Here is a 20,171-nt window from a genome sequence, read left to right as displayed (position 1 = left end):
CTCGCGCCCCGTCGTCGGTCGTTGCGCGACCGGCCTCGACGCAAAAGTGTCCGACTGCGTAGACTGCGGGGATGAAGCTCATTGACTCCCTCGTCCAGCAGGCGCCGGGCATCGCCGCGCTGCGACGTGAAATCCATTCCCATCCCGAACTGTGCTTCGAGGAGGTGCGCACCGCCGACCTGGTGGCGCGCAAGCTCACCGAATGGGGCATTCCCATCCATCGCGGCCTGGGCACGACCGGCGTGGTGGGCATCGTCAAGAACGGCACCAGCGACCGCGCCGTCGGGCTGCGGGCCGACATGGACGCCCTGCCCGTCACCGAGCTCAATACCTTCGCCCATGCAAGCAAGATCCGCGGAAAGATGCACGCCTGCGGCCACGACGGCCATACCGCCATGCTGCTGGCGGCAGCGCAGCACCTGTCCAAGCATCGCAACTTCGACGGCACGGTCTACCTGATCTTCCAGCCGGCCGAGGAAGGCGGCGGCGGCGCGCGCGAGATGATCAAGGAAGGGCTGTTCGAGCAGTTCCCCATGGAGGCCGTGTTCGGCATGCACAACTGGCCGGGCCTGAAGGCCGGGCAGTTCGCCGTCAGCCCGGGGCCGGTGATGGCATCTTCCAACCAGTTTCACATCGTCATTCGCGGCAAGGGCGGCCATGCCGCGCTGCCGCATACCAGCATCGATCCCGTGCCGATCGGCGCTGAGATGGTGCAGGCCTTCCAGACCATCCTCACCCGCAACATGAAGCCGATCGACGCCGGCGTGATCTCGGTCACCATGTTCCACGCGGGAGAAGCACCGACCGTCACGCCCGACAACTGCGAGCTGCGCGGCACGGTGCGCACCTTCACGCTGGAGGTGCTGGACCTGATCGAGGAGCGCATGCGCGAGATCGCCCACGGCGTATGCGCCATGCACGGCGCGAAGTGCGACTTCGAGTTCATGCGCACCTACCCGCCCACCATCAACACCGAGGCCGAGGCGAACTTCGCCCGCGAGGTGATGGCCAGCGTGGTCGGCGCCGACAACGTGCTCAAGCAGGAACCCGCCATGACCGCCGAAGACTTCTCGTTCATGCTGCAGGCCAAGCCTGGCGCCTACGCCTTTATCGGCAATGGCGACGGCGCGCACCGCGACATGCACCATGGCGCCGGCCCCTGCACGCTGCACAACGCCAGCTACGACTTCAACGACGACCTCATCCCGCTGGGCGGATCGATGTGGGTGCAATTGGCCGAGCGCTTCCTGGCCTCCCCGCGAAAGGCAGCAGCATGATCGGCGTGGTCGAAGCTTTTTCCCACAGCTATGCCCAGGCGCGGGACAAGTTCCTGCAGGCCTGCGCGGCGGCGGGGCTTGCCGTGAAGTCGCATGCGCATCCGCTGCCTGGCCGCGATGGCGAAGCGCTGGCCATGGACGTGGCCCTGGACGGCCCGGCGGATGCCCGCGAGTTGCTGCTCGTCACCAGCGCCTGCCACGGCGTCGAAGGCCACTGCGGCAGCGGTGTGCAGGTGTTCGCCCTGCACGATGCCGAATGGCGCGAGAAGGCGCGCGCCGCCGGCGTTTCGGTGCTCTACGTGCATGCGCTCAATCCGCACGGCTACTCGTGGGGCCGACGCGTCACGCACGAGAACGTCGACATCAACCGCAACTTCGCGGATTTCAATGCGCCCTTGCCGGTCAACGAAGGCTATGCGCAGTTGCACGAACTGCTGCTGCCCGAGCAATGGCCGCCCACGCCCGAGAACAATGCAGCCATCCAGAACTGGATCGAGACGCATGGCATCAAGGCCTACCAGGCGGCCGTGACGGCAGGCCAGTACCAATTTGCGGACGGCATGTTCTTCGGCGGCCAGGCGCCCACCTGGAGCAACCGCACGCTGCGCGAAGTGCTGCGAACGCATGGCGCCAAGGCAGCCAGCATCGCCTGGATCGACATCCACACGGGGCTTGGGCCCAACGGGCACGGCGAACGCATCTTTGCGGCGCGCGACGACAAGCCTGCCTACGCCCGCGCCAACGACTGGTGGGGCCGCGAGCACGCCGTCACCTCGGTCTACGACGGCAGTTCAACGTCCGCCAGGCTCAACGGGCTGATGTGCAACGCGGTCTATGAAGAATGCCCGCAGGCCCAGTACACCGGCATCGCGCTCGAATACGGCACCCTGCCCATGCTGGAGGTGACGGGCGCGTTGCGCGCCGACCATTGGCTGCACAGCAAGGGCCAGCAGGCCAGCGCGCAACAGGCAGCGGCAATCCGCCAGGGCATGCTCGACGCCTTCTACACCGACACCGATGCCTGGAAGGGTCAGATCATCAGCCAGGCACGCCAGGCGATGTTCCAGGCAGTCGACGGCCTGGCCGGAGCGAAGTCGTAGCGCGGCTCAGGCGGCCTGCTCGCGCAATTGCGCAATGACGAGCAGGCCATCCATGATCAGGCTATCGACCAGCTCGAATTCGCTGGACATCGACGGCGCCATCTTCCAGCCCGCCCCGCCGGTCATGTAGCGGGCCGGCTCCGCCCCGCAATGCTGGCGCACGTGCTGCACCATGCGCTCGACGGCCCCGGCAATCGCGTAGGTGCCGCCGCTGGTGAGCGCGTCGCTCGTGTTGGTGGGAAATTCAACCACCTCGCCCGTGGGCACATGCAGGCCGGCGGTGCCGGACTCCAATGCCCGCAGCATGATCCCGTGGCCAGGCAGGATCAGCCCGCCCAGGAACTTGCCGTGCTGGTCCACGGCCTCCACAGTGACTGCCGTGCCAACCAGCACGACCACCATCGGCCGCGGCTCGCCGGCCGCAAGCATGCGGTGGCGCGCACCGATCATCGCGACAAAGCGGTCCGCGCCCAGACGGGTGGGATGGTCGTAGCCATTGACGATGCCGGCCTCGCCCAGCGAAGGGACCACCCAGCGCGTGGCGCAATCGAAGCGTTCGCGCACTTGCTCTTCGGCGCGGCGCCGCAATGCATCGCCAGCCACCACGCACCCGAGCATGGAGGTGGCGTCGGGCAATTCGCTCCAGGGACCTTCGGCCAGACGCTCGATGTGATCGAGGAACTCCGCGCCATGTGCCAGCACGCGGGCACCGGGCCGAGGTGCCTCATACATCGCCCACTTCAGCCGCGTGTTGCCGATGTCGATTGCTAGGAAAGCCATGCGCGGCATTATGGGTGAAGGCCCTGCTCCTCTTCAGTTCTGCCGCCAGGGCAGCCCGCGCAGGCGCCAGCCGCCCTTGTGTCCGCGGTGCCCGGCCTCGTCGGCGTCACCCTCGAAGCCCTCCAGGATGTTGTAGGCCTCGACACCCAGCTCCGTGGCACGCCGGGCCGCCGCGATGGAACGTACGCCGCTGCGGCAGAGCAGCACGGCCTTGGTGCCGGCAGGCACGGCACTGCGCACCGCATCGTCGAAGCCAGGATTCATGACCATGCCCGGCCATTGCTTCCAGGCCAGTGGCAGCGCACCGGGCACGTAGCCCACCCATTCGCGCTCGGCGTCCGAGCGAACGTCCACCAGCACGGCCTCGCCGGCTTCGACCCAGGCGGCCGCCTGCTCGGGCGTGACGTCGCCGGCATAGCCCTGTGCCGGTCGAACGCCCATGCGGGGGTTGTTGTCTTCGGGCTTTTGCATGTCCATTCGTCCTTCCAGAAAATGAGATTCGCACGGAGCGCAGCGCGCGGAGGCTGCACCAACGGGGTCCAATTTTCGTTTCCTCTCGTAAACCCCGCTTGTCACCGAGGGCCAACTGTCAAACATTGCGCCCTGGATTACCTTCCAATCGGCTTCCAAATTCGGAGACAAGCAATGACAGTGAGCAAGTCAACCCGCCGCCGCAATCTTCTCAAGGGCGCGGCCGTCGCGGCGGGGGCGATGTCGGCTCCCATGGTGAGCATGGCGCAGACGGCGACGCTGCGCTTCCAGAGCACCTGGCCGGCCAAGGACATCTTCCATGAGTACGCGCAGGACTTCGCCAAGAAGGTCAATGACATGGCCGGCAACCGGCTGAAGATCGAGGTGCTGCCCGCGGGCTCGGTGGTGCCGGCCTTCCAGTTGCTCGATGCGGTGGCCAAGGGCACGCTCGATGGCGGTCACGGCGTGGTCGCCTACTGGTACGGCAAGAACTCCGCCCTGGCACTTTGGGGCTCGGGCCCGGGCTACGGCATGGACGCGAACATGGTCCTGGCCTGGCATTACTACGGTGGCGGCAAGGCCATGCTGGAAGAGATCTACAAAAGCCTGAACCTCGACGTGGTCTCGTACCTCTACGGCCCCATGCCCACGCAGCCGCTGGGCTGGTTCAAGAAGCCGGTGGCGCGCGCCGAGGAAATCAAGGGACTGAAGTTCCGCACCGTGGGCCTGGCGGTGGATGTGTTCACCGACATGGGCGCCGCGGTGAACCCGCTGCCCGGCGGCGAGATCGTGCCGGCGCTGGACCGTGGCCTGATCGATGCGGCAGAGTTCAACAACGCATCGAGCGACCGCGTGCTGGGTTTTCCCGATGTGGCCAAGAACTGCATGCTGCAAAGCTTCCACCAGTCGGGCGAGCAGTTCGAGATCCTGTTCAACAAGGCCAAGCTCGATGCGCTGCCGCCTGAGCTTCGGGCCATCATCGACTATGGCGTGCAGGCTGCCAGCGCCGACATGAGCTGGAAGGCCATCGCGCGCAACTCGCAGGACTATCAGGAACTGAAAAAGGCCGGCATCAAGTTCTACAAGACGCCCGATGCCATCCTGAAGGCACAGCTGGCATCGTGGGACAAGACCACCGCCAAGAAGGCCGGCGAGAACGCGATGTTCAAGAAGGTGATGGACTCGCAGAAGGCCTTTGCCGAGCGCGCCACGCAATGGCAGAACGACTACACGGTCGACTTCAAGATGGCTGCCGGCCACTACTTCGGCAAGAAGACCTGATGGCAGCCCGAACCGCCTGAATCGCCGGGGCACCGAAAGGTGCCCCTTTTCATTGCCTCCGGCCGCATCTTTTCGCGTTTCTCCGCCATGCAATCCCTTCTCCTGTCGGTCGACCGCCTGTCGACCTGGATCGGCAAGACCTTCGCCTGGTCCTCCGTTGCACTGACCCTGCTCATCAGCTGGGAGGTGTTCTGCCGCTATGTCCTCAACCGTCCGCACGCCTGGGTGCTGGACGCGCAGATCATGCTCTACGGCGCACTGTTCATGACCGCAGGCGCCTACACGCTGAGCAAGAACGGCCATGTGCGAGGGGATGTGCTCTACGGCTTCTTCCGTCCGCGTACGCAGGCCATCTTCGATCTGGTTCTCTACCTCCTGTTCTTCCTTCCGGGCATCGTGGCGCTCACCTGGGCCGGCTGGAACTACGCCAACGAGTCGCTGGCGATTCGCGAGCAGACCTTCTCGGCGGAGCCACTACCGCTGTACCCCTTCAAGTACATCATTCCGCTGTCGGGCTTCGTGCTGCTGCTGCAGGGCCTGGTGGAAATCGTCCGCTGCATCCTGTGCATCCGCGACGGCCAATGGCCCAAGCGCGAGGAGGATGTGGAGGAAGTCGACGTCGACAAGCTCAAGGACATGGTCAACGTGCATGACGCCGACATCGCCGAACTGGACAAGGTCGTGACGGCCAAGGGAGGCCGCTCATGAAGATCCGCAAGGAACTCTGGTTCGGCCTGACGTTCATGGCCTTGCTGGTCACGGGTGCGTCCGCACTCATGCTCAGCGCCGAGACCATCACCAATGGCCACCTTGGCTTGCTCATGCTGTGCCTGGTCGTGGTGGCGATCATGCTGGGCTTCCCGACAGCGTTCACGCTGATGGGCATGGGGATGATCTTCACCTGGTTCGCCTACGACCGGAACACCACCCACACGCTCGACCTGATGGTCCAGGCCGCCTACAAGACGATGGCCAACGACGTGCTGATCGCCGTTCCGTTGTTCGTCTTCATGGGCTACCTGGTGGAACGCGCCAACCTCATCGAGACGCTCTTCAAGAGCCTGCACCTGGCGCTGGCGCGGCTGCCCGGCGCATTGGCGGTGGCCACGCTCGTCACCTGCACCATCTTTGCCACGGCCACCGGCATCGTTGGCGCGGTGGTCACGCTGATGGGCCTGCTTGCACTGCCGGCCATGCTGCGCGCCGGCTACAGCGTGCCGCTGGCGGCCGGCTCGATCACCGCAGGGGGCTGCCTCGGCATCCTGATCCCGCCTTCGGTGCTGCTGATCGTCTATGGCGCCACGGCCGGCGTCTCGGTGGTGCAACTCTATGCCGGAGCGTTCTTCCCCGGCGTGATGCTGGCGTCGATGTACGTGGTCTACGTCATCATCGTCGCCAACCTCAAGCCGGCATGGGCGCCGCCGCTGTCCGCGGCCGAGCGGGCGGTGCCGCTGCCCGCGCCGCTGCGCGAAGTGACGCCCGACGGCCGAGGCCATGCGCTGAGCCGCCTGGTGGGCGCGCTCAAGGGGCCGCGCAATGCGAAGGTGCCCACGCGCTACCTGCTCGGCCAACTGGCCATCGTGCTGATGCCGGGCGTGATCTTCGCGGTACTGGCACTGATCAGCTGGGAAGCCGTCACCACCGTGCCGGTGCAGGAACGCTACGAGATCCAGGAGATCGGCGCCTCGCGCGGCGCGGGTTCAGGCGGTGGCGGCAGTCTGCAGGAGCCGCCCTCCGCCGGCGGGCTGGCCGAGCCGCCCTCCTCTCCGGGCGGTTTGTCCGAGCCGCCATCGTCGGGCGGCCTGGCCGAGCCCCCGTCTTCCGGCGGGCTGGCCGAACCGCCTGGGTCCGGCGGCCTGCAGGAACCGCCGGGCACGGCGTCCGGCAGCTCGTCGACGCCTTCCGCAGGTTCGCAGGCACCCGCCAAGGCCGGCGCTGCAAGCGCGGCCCAAAGCCCCACCACCCAGCCCGCGCCGACCTGGTGGTGGGTGGTGTTCGCCATCTTCGGCGCCATGGTCACGCTGTTCTATCTCTTCCTGAGCTTCGCGCGGCTTGAGATCTTCAAGATGCTGCTGGCCTCGTTCTTCCCGCTCATGCTGCTGATCGTGTCGGTGCTCGGCTCCATCGTGCTGGGGCTGGCCACGCCGACGGAGGCGGCGGCGATGGGCGCGCTGGGCGGCTTCCTGCTGGCCGCGGCCTATCGCCGGCTGACGCTGGGCGTGCTCAAGGAATCGGTGTTCCTGACAGCCAAGACGTCGGCCATGGTCTGCTGGCTGTTCGTCGGCTCGGCCATCTTCTCGGCCGCCTTCGCCCTCCTGGGCGGACAGGCGCTGGTCGAGGAGTGGGTGCTCAGCATGAACCTGACGAAGATCCAGTTCCTGGTGCTCAGCCAGGTGATCATCTTCATACTGGGCTGGCCGCTGGAGTGGACCGAGATCATCGTGATCTTCATGCCGATCTTCATTCCCTTGCTGGACAACTTCGGCGTGGACCCGCTGTTCTTCGGGCTGCTGGTGGCACTGAACCTGCAGACCGCCTTCCTGTCGCCGCCGGTGGCGATGGCGGCGTTCTACCTCAAGGGCGTGAGCCCGCCGCACGTGACGCTCAACCAGATCTTCCTGGGCATGCTGCCGTTCATGGGCATCCAGATTCTGGCGATCCTGATGCTCTACATGTGGCCGCAGATCGGACTCTGGCTGCCGGCATTGCTCTACCGCTGACGCCTGCTTGAGCAGGCGGCTCGTCGCAGGTCGGAACCGGTCCGGGGTCCGGCCTGCATCGAGACGCACTTGCCGCTAAAGTGCCCGCACAAGGAGCGACGGCATGGACGGCAACAGAGCAGGCGAGCAGGTGGATCTTTTCGTCATCGGCGGCGGCAGCGGCGGCGTTCGCGCTGCACGGATGGCGGCGGCGCGCGGTGCACGAGTGGCGCTCGCCGAAATGGCGGAGTTCGGTGGCACCTGCGTCAACGTGGGTTGCATTCCCAAGAAGCTCTACAGCTACGCGGCCGGCTATGGCGAGGCTTTCGAGGAAGCCACCGGCTTCGGCTGGCAGCTGGATTCGCCCCCCAGGCTCGACTGGGGCAAGCTCAAGGCGGCACGCGCCGGCGAAATCCACCGCCTGAACAGCATCTACCAGCAACTGCTGGAAGGCCCGGGCGTCACCATCCTGCGCGAACGCGCGTGCCTGCTCGACGCGCACACGGTGCAGGCAGGCGGCCGCCACTGGCGCGCCAAGAACATCCTCATCGCCACCGGCGGGCGGCCCTTCGTGCCGAAGATGCCGGGCCAGGAGCACGCCGTGGTCTCGGACGACATGTTCGACATCGATCCGCTGCCCAAGCGGCTGGTGATCGTGGGCGGCGGCTACATCGCTTGCGAGATGGCCTCCATCTTCAACGGCCTGGGCAGCCAGGTGACGCTGCTGCAGCGCGGCGCGCATCTGCTCAATGCCTTCGACGAGGACATCCGCAGCTTCGTGGCGGCCGAGATGGGCAAGGCGGGCATCGACATCCGGCTCAACACCCAGATTTCCGCGATCCGGCGCGATGGCGGCGAATGCCGCCTGATGCTCGACCGCGGCCAGGACCTTCGCGCCGATGCCGTGCTGATGGCCACCGGACGCGCCCCGAACTCGGAAGACCTGGGCCTGGAGCTTGCCGGCGTGAAGCAGGACGACAAGGGCGCCGTGGTGGTCGACGCGCAGTTCCGCACCTCGGTGCCGCACATCTTCGCGGTCGGCGACGTATCGACCCGTCTGCAACTCACGCCGGTGGCGCTGGCCGAGGCCATGGTGGTGGTGGATGCGCTGTTTCCGGAGCCAGGCCGCGCACCGCGCGAGGCGCCGGACTACGACTTCGTGCCGACCGCCGTTTTCACCCATCCGTCCATCGGGACCTGCGGCTTTACCGAAGCGCAGGCCCGCGCCCGGTTCGGCGCGGACAACATCACCGTGTTCTGCACCGAGTTCAAGCCCCTGCGGCACACGCTTTCGGGACGTGGCGAGCGCTGCTTCATGAAGCTGCTGGTGGCCAAGGACACCGACCGCGTGGTCGGGCTGCACATGGTCGGCGCCGAGGCGGGCGAGATCGTCCAGGGCTTCGCGGTGGCCATGCAGGCGGGCGCCACCAAGGCGCATTTCGACCGCACGATTGGCATCCATCCCACGACGGCCGAGGAGTTCGTGACGATGCGCGTGCCCAACATGGGCTGAATCGCGGCCGCTGGGCATTGCACAATGAGCCATGTCGCACATGCCCGAATTCATCGCCCCCGCCCGGTTCAACGATGCCGCGGCGGCTCTCGCACAGGTTGAACTCATCTACAAGAGCGGCTTGGCGCACCTGCGCGGCGCCATGGCGCGGTTCGTGGCCGGCGAGCCGTTCTCCGGCCGGGTTCGTGCCTGCTATCCGTTCGTGCGGGTTCACACGCACACCACCTCGCGCCTGACGCCGCCGCTCAACGCCGGCCTGAGCTACGGCTTCGTCGCCGGCCCCGGCCGCTACGAAACCACCCTCACCCGGCCAGACCTGTTCGCCCACTACTACGCCGACCAGTTCCGCCTGCTGCTCGAGAACCACGGCGTCGACCTGGAGGTGGGCACCAGCACGCAGCCGATCCCGGTTCACTTTTCCTTTGCCGAAAACGATCACATCGAGGGCACGCTCAGCCCCGAACGCCGCGCGCTGATGCGCGACGTGTTCGACCTGCCCGACCTCGGCGCGATGGACGACGGCATCGCCAACGGCACGCACGAGGCCCGTTCCGGCGAAGCGCAGCCGCTGTCGCTGTTCACCGCCGCGCGGGTGGATTACTCCCTGCACCGGCTGCGCCACTACACCGGCACCGCGCCGGACTGGTGCCAGAACTTCGTGCTGTTCACCAACTACCAGTTCTACATCGACGAATTCGTGCGCCTGGGCCGCGAGGCGATGGCCGACGAGAACAGCGACTACGTGGCATTCGTGGAGCCGGGCAATGTCGTGACGCGTCGGCGCGGCCTGGCGCCCGGCGCCTGCAGTGGCAGTCTGGGCACGCTGCTGGACGGCAGCCAGGGCACGCCGCCGCCACGCCTGCCGCAGATGCCGGCCTACCACCTCGCGCGCGAGGACCACAGCGGCATCACCATGGTCAACATCGGCGTCGGCCCGGCCAATGCCAAGACCATCACCGACCACATCGCCGTGCTGCGCCCGCATGCCTGGCTGATGCTGGGCCACTGCGCCGGACTACGCCAGGGGCAGCACCTGGGCGACTATGTGCTGGCCCACGCCTATGTTCGCGAAGACCATGTGCTGGACGAGGAGCTGCCGCTTTGGGTGCCGATTCCGGCGCTGGCCGAGATCCAGCTCGCGCTGGAAGAAGCGGTGGCGCAGGTCACGCAGGTGAGCGGCCCGGACCTCAAGCGCGTGATGCGTACCGGCACCGTGGCCAGCACCGACAACCGCAACTGGGAACTGCTGCCGGGCAACCAGCCGCAGCGTCGCTTCAGCCAGAGCCGCGCCATCGCGCTGGACATGGAAAGCGCCACCATCGCCGCCAACGGCTTCCGCTTCCGCGTGCCCTACGGCACCTTGCTGTGCGTGAGCGACAAGCCGCTGCACGGCGAGATCAAGCTGCCGGGCATGGCCGATCACTTCTATCGCCAACGGGTGGAGCAGCACCTTCGCATCGGCATGGCCGCCATCGACATTCTTCGGCGCGAGGGGTCGAGCCGTCTGCACAGCCGCAAGCTGCGCAGCTTCGCCGAAGTCGCCTTCCAGTAAAGCCCTTCAGCCCAGGGCCTGGGCGAAATGCTCGCGGAAGGCCTCGGCAAACGTGCGGGTGCCGGTGATCGACAGGGCGTAGGTGCGGCGGCCGTCCTGCTCGCGCGATACCTGCAGGTCAGCATCCCATTCCCCGCCTTCCTCGATGGGCCCACGCCGCCCCGGGAAGCTGCGCTCGGCCCATGCAATGACGGTCGCTATCTCGGCCTCGACCCGGGCTTCGTGCTCGGGCACGACGCAGGCCATGGCATCGAACAGGGCGGTCTCGTCATCACCCTCGCTGTCGTCGAAAAGAAGAAAGTCCAGGCTCATGCGGCCTCGCCCCCGCCTTGCCCGGCCAGGGCCGCCGCAGCGGCGGCGCGCAGCTTGTCCTTCTTGCTCGGGCGCTTGCCCTTGATGCCGCCGTTCGGATCTCCGGCCGCCGGGCGGACAGGATCGATCGGCGCAGTGTCCTGCGGCTCGAAGCCGGCCATCGTCTCGCGCGGTACGGCGATGCCCTGGCGCTTCTCGATGAGGCGGAAATGCGCTTCGCTCGTGGCGGGAACGAAGCTCACTGCCAATCCCGCCTCGCCCGCGCGGCCGGTACGGCCGATGCGGTGCACGTAGTCGTCGGCCGACCTGGGAAGGTCGTAGTTCACCACCACCGGCAGCCGGGCAATGTCGATGCCGCGCGCGGCCAGGTCGGTCGCGATCACCACCTGCAGGCGCCCTGCCTTGAAGTCGAGCAGCACCTGCGAGCGCTTGCCCTGCCCCAGCAGGCCATGGAAAGGCTCGGCCGTGATGCCGGCCTTGCGCAGCTTGTCGGCCACGGTCTCCGCGCGGTGCTTGGTCGCGACGAAAACCAGCGTGCGCGGCCAGCCCAAGGTGTCGACCAGGTGGCGCAGCAGGTGCGTGCGCCGCGCCTCGTCCACGCGCAGGGCACGCTGGGTGATCAGGGCCACGCCTTGCGTCGGCGCGGCCTCGACCCGCAGCGGCGCATGCAGCCATTGCTCGGCCAGCGCCTGGACGTCGGCCGGAAAGGTGGCGGAAAAGAGCAGGTTCTGCCGACGCGCCGGCAACAGCTTGAGGATGCGCGCCAGTTCCTGCGAAAAGCCGAGGTCGAGCAGGCGGTCGGCCTCGTCAAGCACCAGCATCGACACCTGCCCGATGCGCAGGCCGTTGTGCTCGATCACGTCGATCAGACGGCCCGGCGTGGCCACCACGATGTCGGCGCCGCCGCGAAGGCGCATCAGCTGCGGATTGATGGAGACACCCCCCGTCAGCACGACCACCTTGGGCGACGGCACCAGCCCCTCGCCCAACGCCTGCAGCACGCCGGCCACCTGCTGCGCCAGTTCGCGCGTGGGCACCAGCACCAGCGCGAACAGCTGGCGCGGCGCCGTTCGCGGGGCGGTGGCCCAACGCTGGAGCAGCGGCAGCGAAAATGCGGCCGTCTTGCCCGAGCCGGTCTGCGCCATGCCCAGCACGTCCTGTCCTTCCAGAATGGCCGGAATCGCGTCGCGCTGGATCGCCGTGGGCTCGGTGTAGCCGCGCGCCTCGACGGCGGGCAGAAGATCGGCGGCAAGGCCGAGAGATTGGAATGACGACATGAAGGCGAAGGGTACGCTGTGAAACAGCCAGCAGGGAAACGAGCAGTGACGGAAAGGACGCCCAGGTGAAGCGCAACGACGGCGGCGCAAGCCGACTGGTCTATTCGACCGAAACCGGGCGCGTCTGCCCCGATTGCGGGCAGCCCATGGCGCAATGCGCCTGCAAGGCCCTGGCCAGCAGGCGCCCCGCGGGAGACGGCATTGTCCGCGTTTCGCTCGACACCAAGGGACGCAAGGGCAAGGGCGTCACGCTGATCCAGGGCGTGCCCCTGGATGACGACGCACTGGTCCAGCTGGGCAAGCAGCTCAAAGCAACCTGCGGCAGCGGCGGCACCACCAAGGACGGTGTCATCGAGATCCAGGGCGACCACCGATCGACGGTGATCGCCGCCCTCGAAAAGCTCGGCATGACCGTCAAGCGAAGCGGCGGCTGACGGCGTTCTGAGTTTCCCAGGGGCCAACAATGGCACGCGCATCGTGGGCCACAATGCGCCGGTGCCCAACGACACGCCCCCGATCTTTTCCGCCACCGCCTTGCGCAAGCACTATGGTGAGCAGTTGGTGGTGGACGACCTGTCCTTCCACATCGCGCCGGGCGAATGCCTGGGCGTGATCGGCCCCAACGGCGCCGGCAAGACCACCACCATCCGCATGTGCCTGGGCCTGACCACCCCCGATGCCGGCAGCATCGAGGCGATGGGCTTGTCCATGCCGCGGGATGCGCGGGCCATCAAGGCGCAGCTCGGGGTGGTGACGCAGTTCGACACGCTCGACCCCGACTTCAGCTGCGCCGAGAACCTCATGGTGTATGCGCGCTATTTCGGCATCGGCCGCAAGGTGATGCAGGTGCGCACGCCCCAGTTGCTGGAGTTCGCAGCCTTGTCGCACAAGGCGCAGGCCAAGCCGGGCGAACTGTCCGGCGGCATGCGGCGGCGGCTGTCGCTGGCTCGCGCTCTGGTCAACAACCCACGGCTGCTGATGCTGGACGAGCCCACCACCGGCCTGGACCCGCAGGCGCGGCACCTGATGTGGGAACGCCTTCAGCTGCTGCTGGCTGAAGGCAAGTCGATCCTGCTGACCACCCACTTCATGGACGAGGCCGAGCGCCTGTGTTCGCGCCTGCTGGTGCTGGACCATGGCCGCAAGATCGCCGAAGGCCGGCCACGCGAGCTGATCGCGCAGCACCTCGAGCCCGACGTGGTGGAGGTCTACGGCAACGGCGCCATGCAACTGGCGCAGTCGCCGCTCAAGGACCTAGCGGCACGCGTCGAGGTGAGCGGCGAGACCGTGTTCTTCTACACGCAGGACGCTCGACGCCTGCTCGACGCGCTGGGCCAGCATGCGGGCCTGCGCACCTTTCACCGCCCGGCCAACCTGGAAGACCTGTTTCTCAAGCTGACTGGCCGGCAGATCCGGGAGGACGGATGAACACCCTCGCCGCGCAAGCCGCCCCATCGCATTGGCGCCCGCCGCAACTGACGGCGCGCTGGTGGCCCGTGTTCCTGCGCAACCTGCTGGTGTGGCGCAAGCTCGCCATTCCAAGCCTGATCGGCAACATCGCCGAGCCGCTGATCTGGCTGGTGGCCTTCGGCTACGGCATGGGCGCGCTGGTGGGCCAGGTGGCCGTGGACGGCAGGCAGGTGCCCTACATCCTGTTCCTGGCCTCGGGGTCGATCTGCATGAGCGCGATGAATGCGGCGTCGTTCGAGGCGCTCTATTCCGCCTTCTCGCGCATGCATGTGCAAAAGACCTGGGACGGCATCATGAACGCGCCGGTGGGTCTGGACGACGTGGTGCTGGCCGAGATGCTGTGGGCCGGCTTCAAGGCCATCTTCACCACCACCGCCATCCTGTTCGTCATGCTGGCGCTGAACATCAGCCACAGCCCCAAGCTGATCGTCGCGTGGTTCGTGCTGGTGGGCGTGGGCATCACCTTCTCGTGCATCGCGCTGATCTTCAACGCGCTGGCCAAGGGCTACGACTTCTTCACCTACTACTTCACGCTGTTCATGACACCGATGATGTTCCTGTCGGGCGTGTTCTTCCCGCTGGAACAATTGCCCGGCGTGGTGCAGGCGGTGGCGCGCTGGCTGCCGCTGGCCAATGCGGTGGCGCTGGTGCGGCCTCTTTTCATGGACCAGTGGCCGAGCGACTGGCTGTTGCACCTGGGCGTGCTGGTGGCCTACACGGCGGTGGCCTTCTGGGTCGCGCTCGCCCTGACGCGCAAGCGATTCGCCAAGTAGCATGTGCAGCAAAACATCAAACACAACACGCACATGTTCCAGAACCTCACCTCCTTCCTGGCCCAATGGGCCGTCACCGGCGTCTCGCTCTGGATCGCGAGCCTGGTCTTCACCAAGAGCATCCGCTTCGACAGCACCGGGGCCCTGATCGGTTCCGCGTTGCTGCTGGGCCTGGCCAACGCGCTGGTCAAGCCGCTGCTCATCGTGCTGACGCTGCCGCTCACGGTGCTGACATTCGGCCTGTTCCTGCTGGTGGTCAATGCGCTGGTGCTGCTGCTGGTGTCGGCGCTGGTCAAGGGCTTCCGGGTGTCGGGCTTCTGGATGGCCGTGTTTGCCAGCCTGTTCATCTCCATCGTCAGCATCATCATCGGCGGCTTCGTCTTCGGCGGCTCGCCGGAGATGCAGATCCACATGCCGACCGACGGCGGCACCTGGCTCTAGGCCTCTCGGCGCCCAGGCGGACCACCCCGCCTGATTTCCCGCGCCTTTTCCAACCTGCGCACCTCCAGCGGCACCGAAACGGGGTGCGTCGCACGCGCTTCGCACCAAAGTTAAGTGTTTACTCCAATTTAATGGAGAAAATACTTACTTAACATCTGGCACGAGTTCTGCAAGAACGTCTCCGCGGCCTCCCTTCACGAACGAAAGCGGCGCCGCAACCTGGATATGGAGCCTGCACGATGAATGCCGCCTTTGCGTACGACGCGTGGTACCCCCTGGCCTGGTCGCGGGACGTTGGCCGCGAACTGACCACCCGCCGCGTGCTGGAAGAAGATCTCGTGGTCTACCGCACCGAAGGCGGCAGCGTGGCCGCGCTGGACGATGCCTGCCCTCACCGACTCGCGCCGCTGTCCCTGGGCACGCTGCGAGGCGACGCGGTCGAATGCGGCTATCACGGCCTGACTTTCGATTGCAGCGGCAGCTGCGTATCGGCGCCCGGCATGCCACGCCCGCCGCTGAGCGCACAGGTGCGCAGCTATCCGACCAGCGAAAGCATGGGCATGGTGTGGGTGTGGATGGGCGACCCGCGGCGCGCCGACCCGGCACAGGTCTTTCGGCTTCCGCAATACGACGACCCCACCTACAGCGTCGTCGAGGGCGACGCGCTGCCGGTGCAGGCCAATTACCTCAGCCTGGCCGACAACCTCTGCGACCCGACGCATGTGGTGTACGTCCACAAGACCACCCTGGCCAGCGCCGGGCGCGAAGAAACGCGCGTCCAGCACGAACGCCAGGGCAACAAGGTCGTGACGTGGCGGTGGGTGATCGATGGCCCGCTCATCCCGGTGTTCCAGGGCCTGAAGGACTTCGGGGGGGCGAACGTGGACCGTTGGCACTACTACCACTATCACGCGCCCTGCATCGCCGTCATCGATTTCGGCTCGGCCCGCACCGGCACCGGCGCGCCCGAAGGCAATCGCGACGACTGCATCCAGATGTACGCGTGCCACTTCATCACGCCGATCGACCAGCGCAGCTGCATGCAGCACTGGCTGGTGCTGAAGAACTCGCCGGCGGACCCCGCCGTGGATGCGCGTTTGCGCGACAGCCTGCGCCTGGCCTTCAACGAGGACAAGCGCGTGCTGGAGGCCATCCAGCGCAACGAAGACAAGCCGCGCGAATGGAAGCGTGTGCATCTCGCGCTCGACGGCTCGTCCATCAAGATGCGCCGCATCGTCGAAGAGATGGCCGCCTCTTCCAGCGCCTGATCGCCCGCAGCGCCCGCATTTCGCCCCTCCCCCCGCACACCCCACTGGAGCTTGCCCATGACCGCTCGAACCTTCGCTGCCGCACGCCTGGCGGCGGCCACCCTCGCCCTTGCGGCCGGCTCTGCCGGCGCGCAGGACACCCTCAAGATCGGCGAGATCAACAGCTACAAGGCGCTGCCGCAGAACCTGGTGCCCTACAAGCAGGGCTGGCTGCTGGCCCAGGACGAAATCAATGCTGCCGGCGGACTGCTCGGCCGCAAGATGGAAACCGTCTTCCGCGACGACAACGCCAACCCGGGCGATGCGGTGCGCGTGGCGGACGAACTCATCACCCGCGAGAAGGTCGAGGTCATCAGCGGCGTGACGCTGTCGCACGTCGGCCTGGCGCTGACCGACTTCGCCCGCCAGCGCAAGGTCTTCTTCCTGGCATCGGGCCCCTTGAGCGACAAGGTCGTGTGGGACAACGGCAACCGCTACACCTACCGGCTGCGGTCCGGCACCTACGCGCTCGCGGCCTCCGTCGTTCCGGAAGCGGCCAAGCTCAACAAGAAGCGCTGGGCGCTCATCTACCCCAACTACGAGTACGGCCAGGCCGCCATCGCCGCCTTCAAGGAAAACCTCAAGAAGGCCCAGCCCGATGTGGAATTCGTGGCAGAGCAGGCGCCGCCGCTCGGCAAACTCGACGCCGGCGCGGTGGTGCAAGCCATCGCCGATGCCAAGCCGGACGCCATCTTCAACGTCCTGTTCGGCAGCGACTTGACCAAGCTGGCGCGGGAGGGCAAGACGCGCGGCCTGTTCGAGGGTCGCGAAGTGGTCAGCCTGCTGACCGGAGAGCCCGAGTACCTCGACCCACTCAAGGATGACGCGCCCGCCGGCTGGATCGTGACCGGCTACCCCTACGCGAACATCGACACGCCCGAGCACAAGGCCTTCCTCGCTGCCTACGAGAAGAAGTACAGCGACTATCCGCGTCTGAACTCGGTGGTCGGGTACTCGGCGGCCAAGGCGCTTGCGGCCGGCATCCAGAAGGCCGGATCGACCGACACCGAGAAGCTCATCGCTGCCTTCAAGGGGCTTCAGTTCGGCTCGCCATTCGGCCCGGTGACCTTCCGTCCGCAGGACAACCAGTCCACGCTGGGCATCTACGTCGGCCGCACGGCGGTGAAAGACGGCAAGGGCGTCATGCCATCGGGCACCTACGTGGACGGCAGCAAGCTGCAGCCTTCCGACGAGCAGATCCGCAAGCTGCGCGCCAACGCCTCGTGAGCGGCATGCCATCGCCCAAAGCGGCGGCGCTCCCGCCGATCGGCTGCAACGGGCGCGGGGCGCAGGCCTCGTCGCCCGCAGCACCCGTTTCGCTTGTCGAGCCGTCGATCGAGGAGCAGTTTCGTCTGGTGAGCGAGGCCGGCGTCTTCGACAGCTTCGACCGGCTGCCGATGCCCGACCAGGTCGACACCTACCTCGCCTGCATCGAACGCTGGAAGCTGCCGGTCGGCACGGCCAGTTGGTTCTATGCCCTCGGTCGTGACGAACCCCTGCTGTCCCAGAAGCTGCAATTGGCGGCGAAGGTGGGTGCAACGCTGCACAACATCATGGTGCATTGGCACGATGCGAAGGGGCGGCCGATCGACGACGAGGAAGTGGTCGACTTCTACCTGCGCGCCTACGACCTGGGCATGCCGCTGGGCGTGGAGCCGACGCTGGAGTTGCACGTCAACATGTGGAGCGAAGACCCGCGCCGGGTGGCACCCGTGGCCGAAGCGGTCCGCCGTCGCGGCGTGCCGTTCAACTTCACGCTGGACTACAGCCACGTGATCTTCAAGATGGGCAACGAAGAGGAGTTGCGCATCTGCGGCCTGACCGATGACGTCGCGTCCGGCAAGGTCGAACTCGATCCGCGCCGCCCTGGCAGTCTGGTGGATCAATGGCTGGACATGGGCATCGTGCGCTGGCTGCAGGTGCGTTCCGTGGCGCCCAACGGGCCACGCAACCGCTGGTCGGTGCTCGACCCCACTCAACCCGTGGCGGCCGTGCCCACGCATTCGATCTTCGAGTACCGGGCCGGTGAGCCGGGCCGCGGCATCCTCTATCCCTTCGAGAAGCCGATGCCCGGCGAGTGGCATTCAAGCTGGGACGATTCGGCGCTCGACTGCACGCGCGCAGTCGTGAGAAAGGTTCTCGCGCACCATGCGCGCCGAGCCGATTCGCGCCTGGCGGCCATCACCACCGAGATGATCAACCTGCCCGACTATGCGCACAACGCGCGCTTCTCGCTCATCGGGCAGAACGCCGCGATCGCACGGCATGTGCGCCAGGTCTGGGCGGAAGAAAGCGCCACCGCCCCGGCGCGCTAGGCCAGCGGGCTAAGCCGGCCGGCGACGCCCCGCAGCCTTGCGCGGCGCTGCAGCCGTGGCCTTCTTCGGTGCAGTCGGCGCAGTCGATGCGGTCGGCGCCAGGGCGCTGAGCACCACGTCGCAGATGTGCTCGCGCCATGCCTTCCGGCGCGCAGGCGACATGAGGTCGCCGCCCATCCAGGTGGAGCAGGTGTGCTGGTTGGAGATGTAGAAAAAGCCCAGCGACATGATGGTCATCAGCACGTGCTCTGCCGATACATCGCGCCGGAACAGGCCTTGCGCCTGCCCGGCATCGAGCAGGCTCGTCACCGTTTCGACCAGCGGGAAGGACGTCCGCGTCACCTGGCTGGATTGGCGAATGTGCTTGCCGCGCAGCAGGTTCTCGTTCATCAGCACCCGCACCAGGTGGGGGTGCGACTCGTAGTGGTCCCAGGAGTGCTGCACCAGGCGGCGCATGCCTTCCACAGGATCGTCGGGCGTGACGAAGGCCCGCTGCTCGCCGATCATGTCGGCGTAGATCTTCTCCAGCACGGCCTGGTAGAGGCGTTCCTTGTTGCCGTAGTAGTAGTAAAGCATCCGGTCCACCGTGCCGGCGCGCTGGCTGATGCGCTCGATGCGCGCGCCTGCAAAGCCGTACTCCGAGAACTCCTCGATGGCGGAGGCCAGGATGCGTGCCTCCATCTGCTCCGAGCGCTCGCGCGGCGCACCGCGACGCGTCGGGCCTCCCTCGCTGGGTGGAGGGGCCGTGCGCTCGAGGCTGCCCGAGGCGCGACGGGCGGGGGGTGGCGATCGGTCGGACAAGCGGCGAGTCGGTTTGGATGAGTCGGCAGGCATTGTCTGCCATTGTCGACGCTGCCGACGACGCCCCTCGGCCGCGCGACAAGGCAGCGTCCGACAAGCGCCCGCGCGATCTTCCTCCACTTCGGACTTGCCCGCAGCCTTACCTTCAAGGCTCCGATCGAGGAGCCCGCCATGACTGAACATCCACACCGCAAAACGCTCGCCACTGGACAGCCGACGGCAAGCCGGCCCGTGCGCTGGATGACCGTGCTGTTGGCCGTCCTCGTCGCAGGTGGCGCCGCGCTCGCGCTGCTTTGGGCGGACCAGGCCGATGCGCAGTCCGGCACGCTCCTTCCGGACGCGGCGGGCATTCTGGCCGCAGGGCCGGTCACCGACTCCCTGCGATGCGAGATGGTGCGGATCTGGCCCCTGCCTGCCGACTGCCAGTTCGTTTTCGGCCCCGCGCCAACGCGCTGAGCGATTGAGACTGCAGGGTCAGCCCTGCCACACGCCGTAGCCTTTGGCGCGAAGCGCGATGCCAAGCTCAACTTCCATGTCTCGCGCCTCGTCGTAGCGCATGGGGTTGTAGCGCTCGTACAGCGCCGGCAGCAAATGCAGGCCGTAGTCCCGCACATAGCTGTTGGCCTGAATGCCCGCCTTGTGCTTGTCGAAGCGGACATCCGGGTCCAGTCCCGTCATGCCGACGTAGACAAAGGGCTTGCCCAATTGCCAGAGCGGATTGGCGCGCCGGAACCGCGCGCTGTTCCACACGCGGTCGTCCAGTTCGACCACGTAGACGAAATAGTGCGGCTTGCGCGGCAGT

At 66.9% G+C, this 20,171-nt stretch carries 21 protein-coding genes; 15 read left to right on the top strand and 6 right to left on the bottom strand.

The window, feature by feature from the left end:
• Positions 1-71 precede the first annotated feature (71 nt).
• Both QTH91_RS11650 and QTH91_RS11645 read left to right on the top strand, forming a co-directional pair.
• Complete coding sequence (locus QTH91_RS11650) at positions 72-1,277, top strand: M20 aminoacylase family protein (protein WP_286660238.1); 1,206 nt, start codon at positions 72-74, stop codon at positions 1,275-1,277.
• Positions 1,274-2,377 carry a M14 family metallopeptidase gene (locus QTH91_RS11645; protein WP_286660237.1) on the top strand — a complete coding sequence of 368 codons (1,104 nt, stop codon included), beginning with the start codon at positions 1,274-1,276 and terminating at the stop codon, positions 2,375-2,377. The genes QTH91_RS11650 and QTH91_RS11645 overlap by 4 nt, the downstream gene beginning before the upstream one ends.
• A 6-nt stretch (positions 2,378-2,383) precedes the next feature.
• Here QTH91_RS11645 and QTH91_RS11640 read toward each other — a convergent pair whose 3' ends face one another.
• Together QTH91_RS11640 and QTH91_RS11635 are read right to left on the bottom strand one after the other, a co-directional pair.
• The gene (locus tag QTH91_RS11640) at positions 2,384-3,157 is read right to left on the bottom strand and encodes a type III pantothenate kinase (protein WP_286660236.1); all 774 of its coding nucleotides are present in this window, start codon (positions 3,155-3,157) and stop codon (positions 2,384-2,386) included.
• A 33-nt stretch (positions 3,158-3,190) separates the two neighbouring features.
• Positions 3,191-3,628: a rhodanese-like domain-containing protein gene (locus QTH91_RS11635; protein WP_286660235.1), complete on the bottom strand. Its 438-nt coding sequence runs from the start codon at positions 3,626-3,628 to the stop codon at positions 3,191-3,193.
• A 174-nt stretch (positions 3,629-3,802) separates the two neighbouring features.
• Between QTH91_RS11635 and QTH91_RS11630 the strand changes: the two genes are divergently transcribed.
• The 5 genes from QTH91_RS11630 to QTH91_RS11610 all read left to right on the top strand — a co-directional run bounded on the left by QTH91_RS11630 (position 3,803) and on the right by QTH91_RS11610 (position 10,673).
• The gene (locus tag QTH91_RS11630) at positions 3,803-4,909 is read left to right on the top strand and encodes a TRAP transporter substrate-binding protein (protein ID WP_286660234.1); all 1,107 of its coding nucleotides are present in this window, start codon (positions 3,803-3,805) and stop codon (positions 4,907-4,909) included.
• A gap of 87 nt (positions 4,910-4,996) precedes the next feature.
• On the top strand, positions 4,997-5,617 hold the full coding sequence (locus tag QTH91_RS11625; protein WP_286660233.1) for a TRAP transporter small permease subunit: 621 nt from the start codon (positions 4,997-4,999) through the stop codon (positions 5,615-5,617).
• Positions 5,614-7,629: a TRAP transporter large permease gene (locus QTH91_RS11620; RefSeq protein ID WP_286660232.1), complete on the top strand. Its 2,016-nt coding sequence runs from the start codon at positions 5,614-5,616 to the stop codon at positions 7,627-7,629. The genes QTH91_RS11625 and QTH91_RS11620 overlap by 4 nt, the downstream gene beginning before the upstream one ends.
• Positions 7,630-7,732: 103 nt before the next feature.
• Positions 7,733-9,121 (top strand): glutathione-disulfide reductase, encoded by a 1,389-nt coding sequence (gorA, locus tag QTH91_RS11615; protein WP_286660231.1) that lies wholly within the window; start codon positions 7,733-7,735, stop codon positions 9,119-9,121.
• Between the two features lie 31 nt (positions 9,122-9,152).
• Positions 9,153-10,673 (top strand): AMP nucleosidase, encoded by a 1,521-nt coding sequence (locus QTH91_RS11610; RefSeq protein WP_286660230.1) that lies wholly within the window; start codon positions 9,153-9,155, stop codon positions 10,671-10,673.
• Positions 10,674-10,679: 6 nt separating this feature from the next.
• On the opposite strand, the gene QTH91_RS11605 is transcribed toward QTH91_RS11610, so the two are convergent.
• Both QTH91_RS11605 and QTH91_RS11600 read right to left on the bottom strand, forming a co-directional pair.
• Positions 10,680-10,985: a hypothetical protein gene (locus tag QTH91_RS11605; RefSeq protein WP_286660229.1), complete on the bottom strand. Its 306-nt coding sequence runs from the start codon at positions 10,983-10,985 to the stop codon at positions 10,680-10,682.
• Positions 10,982-12,262, bottom strand: a complete 1,281-nt coding sequence (locus QTH91_RS11600) for a DEAD/DEAH box helicase (protein WP_286660228.1) — start codon at positions 12,260-12,262, stop codon at positions 10,982-10,984. Before QTH91_RS11600 ends, QTH91_RS11605 begins: the two co-directional genes overlap by 4 nt.
• A gap of 65 nt (positions 12,263-12,327) precedes the next feature.
• Here QTH91_RS11600 and QTH91_RS11595 point away from each other — a divergent pair, with 65 nt between their 5' ends.
• The 7 genes from QTH91_RS11595 (at position 12,328) to QTH91_RS11565 (ending at position 18,568) form a co-directional block, all read left to right on the top strand.
• Positions 12,328-12,696, top strand: a complete 369-nt coding sequence (locus QTH91_RS11595) for a translation initiation factor Sui1 (protein ID WP_286660227.1) — start codon at positions 12,328-12,330, stop codon at positions 12,694-12,696.
• A gap of 43 nt (positions 12,697-12,739) precedes the next feature.
• Positions 12,740-13,690, top strand: a complete 951-nt coding sequence (locus tag QTH91_RS11590; protein WP_286660226.1) for an ATP-binding cassette domain-containing protein — start codon at positions 12,740-12,742, stop codon at positions 13,688-13,690.
• The gene (locus QTH91_RS11585) at positions 13,687-14,505 is read left to right on the top strand and encodes an ABC transporter permease (protein WP_286660225.1); all 819 of its coding nucleotides are present in this window, start codon (positions 13,687-13,689) and stop codon (positions 14,503-14,505) included. Before QTH91_RS11590 ends, QTH91_RS11585 begins: the two co-directional genes overlap by 4 nt.
• A gap of 33 nt (positions 14,506-14,538) precedes the next feature.
• Positions 14,539-14,946, top strand: a complete 408-nt coding sequence (locus QTH91_RS11580) for a phage holin family protein (RefSeq protein WP_286660224.1) — start codon at positions 14,539-14,541, stop codon at positions 14,944-14,946.
• 239 nt (positions 14,947-15,185) lie between these two features.
• Positions 15,186-16,214: an aromatic ring-hydroxylating dioxygenase subunit alpha gene (locus QTH91_RS11575; RefSeq protein ID WP_286660223.1), complete on the top strand. Its 1,029-nt coding sequence runs from the start codon at positions 15,186-15,188 to the stop codon at positions 16,212-16,214.
• Positions 16,215-16,271: 57 nt separating this feature from the next.
• A complete protein-coding gene (locus QTH91_RS11570) occupies positions 16,272-17,480 on the top strand; it encodes an ABC transporter substrate-binding protein (RefSeq protein ID WP_286660222.1) in 1,209 nt (402 codons plus the stop codon).
• Between the two features lie 5 nt (positions 17,481-17,485).
• Positions 17,486-18,568, top strand: a complete 1,083-nt coding sequence (locus QTH91_RS11565; RefSeq protein ID WP_286660221.1) for a xylose isomerase — start codon at positions 17,486-17,488, stop codon at positions 18,566-18,568.
• A 9-nt stretch (positions 18,569-18,577) separates the two neighbouring features.
• Here the strand turns inward: QTH91_RS11565 and QTH91_RS11560 are convergent, their stop codons facing one another.
• The gene (locus QTH91_RS11560) at positions 18,578-19,369 is read right to left on the bottom strand and encodes a TetR/AcrR family transcriptional regulator (RefSeq protein WP_286660220.1); all 792 of its coding nucleotides are present in this window, start codon (positions 19,367-19,369) and stop codon (positions 18,578-18,580) included.
• Between the two features lie 171 nt (positions 19,370-19,540).
• On the opposite strand from QTH91_RS11560, the gene QTH91_RS11555 reads away from it, so the two are divergent.
• Positions 19,541-19,825 carry a hypothetical protein gene (locus QTH91_RS11555; RefSeq protein WP_286660219.1) on the top strand — a complete coding sequence of 95 codons (285 nt, stop codon included), beginning with the start codon at positions 19,541-19,543 and terminating at the stop codon, positions 19,823-19,825.
• A gap of 18 nt (positions 19,826-19,843) precedes the next feature.
• Here QTH91_RS11555 and QTH91_RS11550 read toward each other — a convergent pair whose 3' ends face one another.
• Entirely contained in the window at positions 19,844-20,170 is a 327-nt protein-coding gene (locus QTH91_RS11550) for a hypothetical protein (RefSeq protein ID WP_286660646.1), read from the bottom strand.
• Between the last annotated feature and the right edge of the window lies 1 nt (position 20,171).

The organism is Variovorax dokdonensis, from assembly GCF_030316895.1.
Taxonomy (GTDB): Bacteria; Pseudomonadota; Gammaproteobacteria; order Burkholderiales; family Burkholderiaceae_C; genus Variovorax; species Variovorax dokdonensis.
This window is presented reverse-complemented; position numbering and strand designations above follow the sequence as displayed.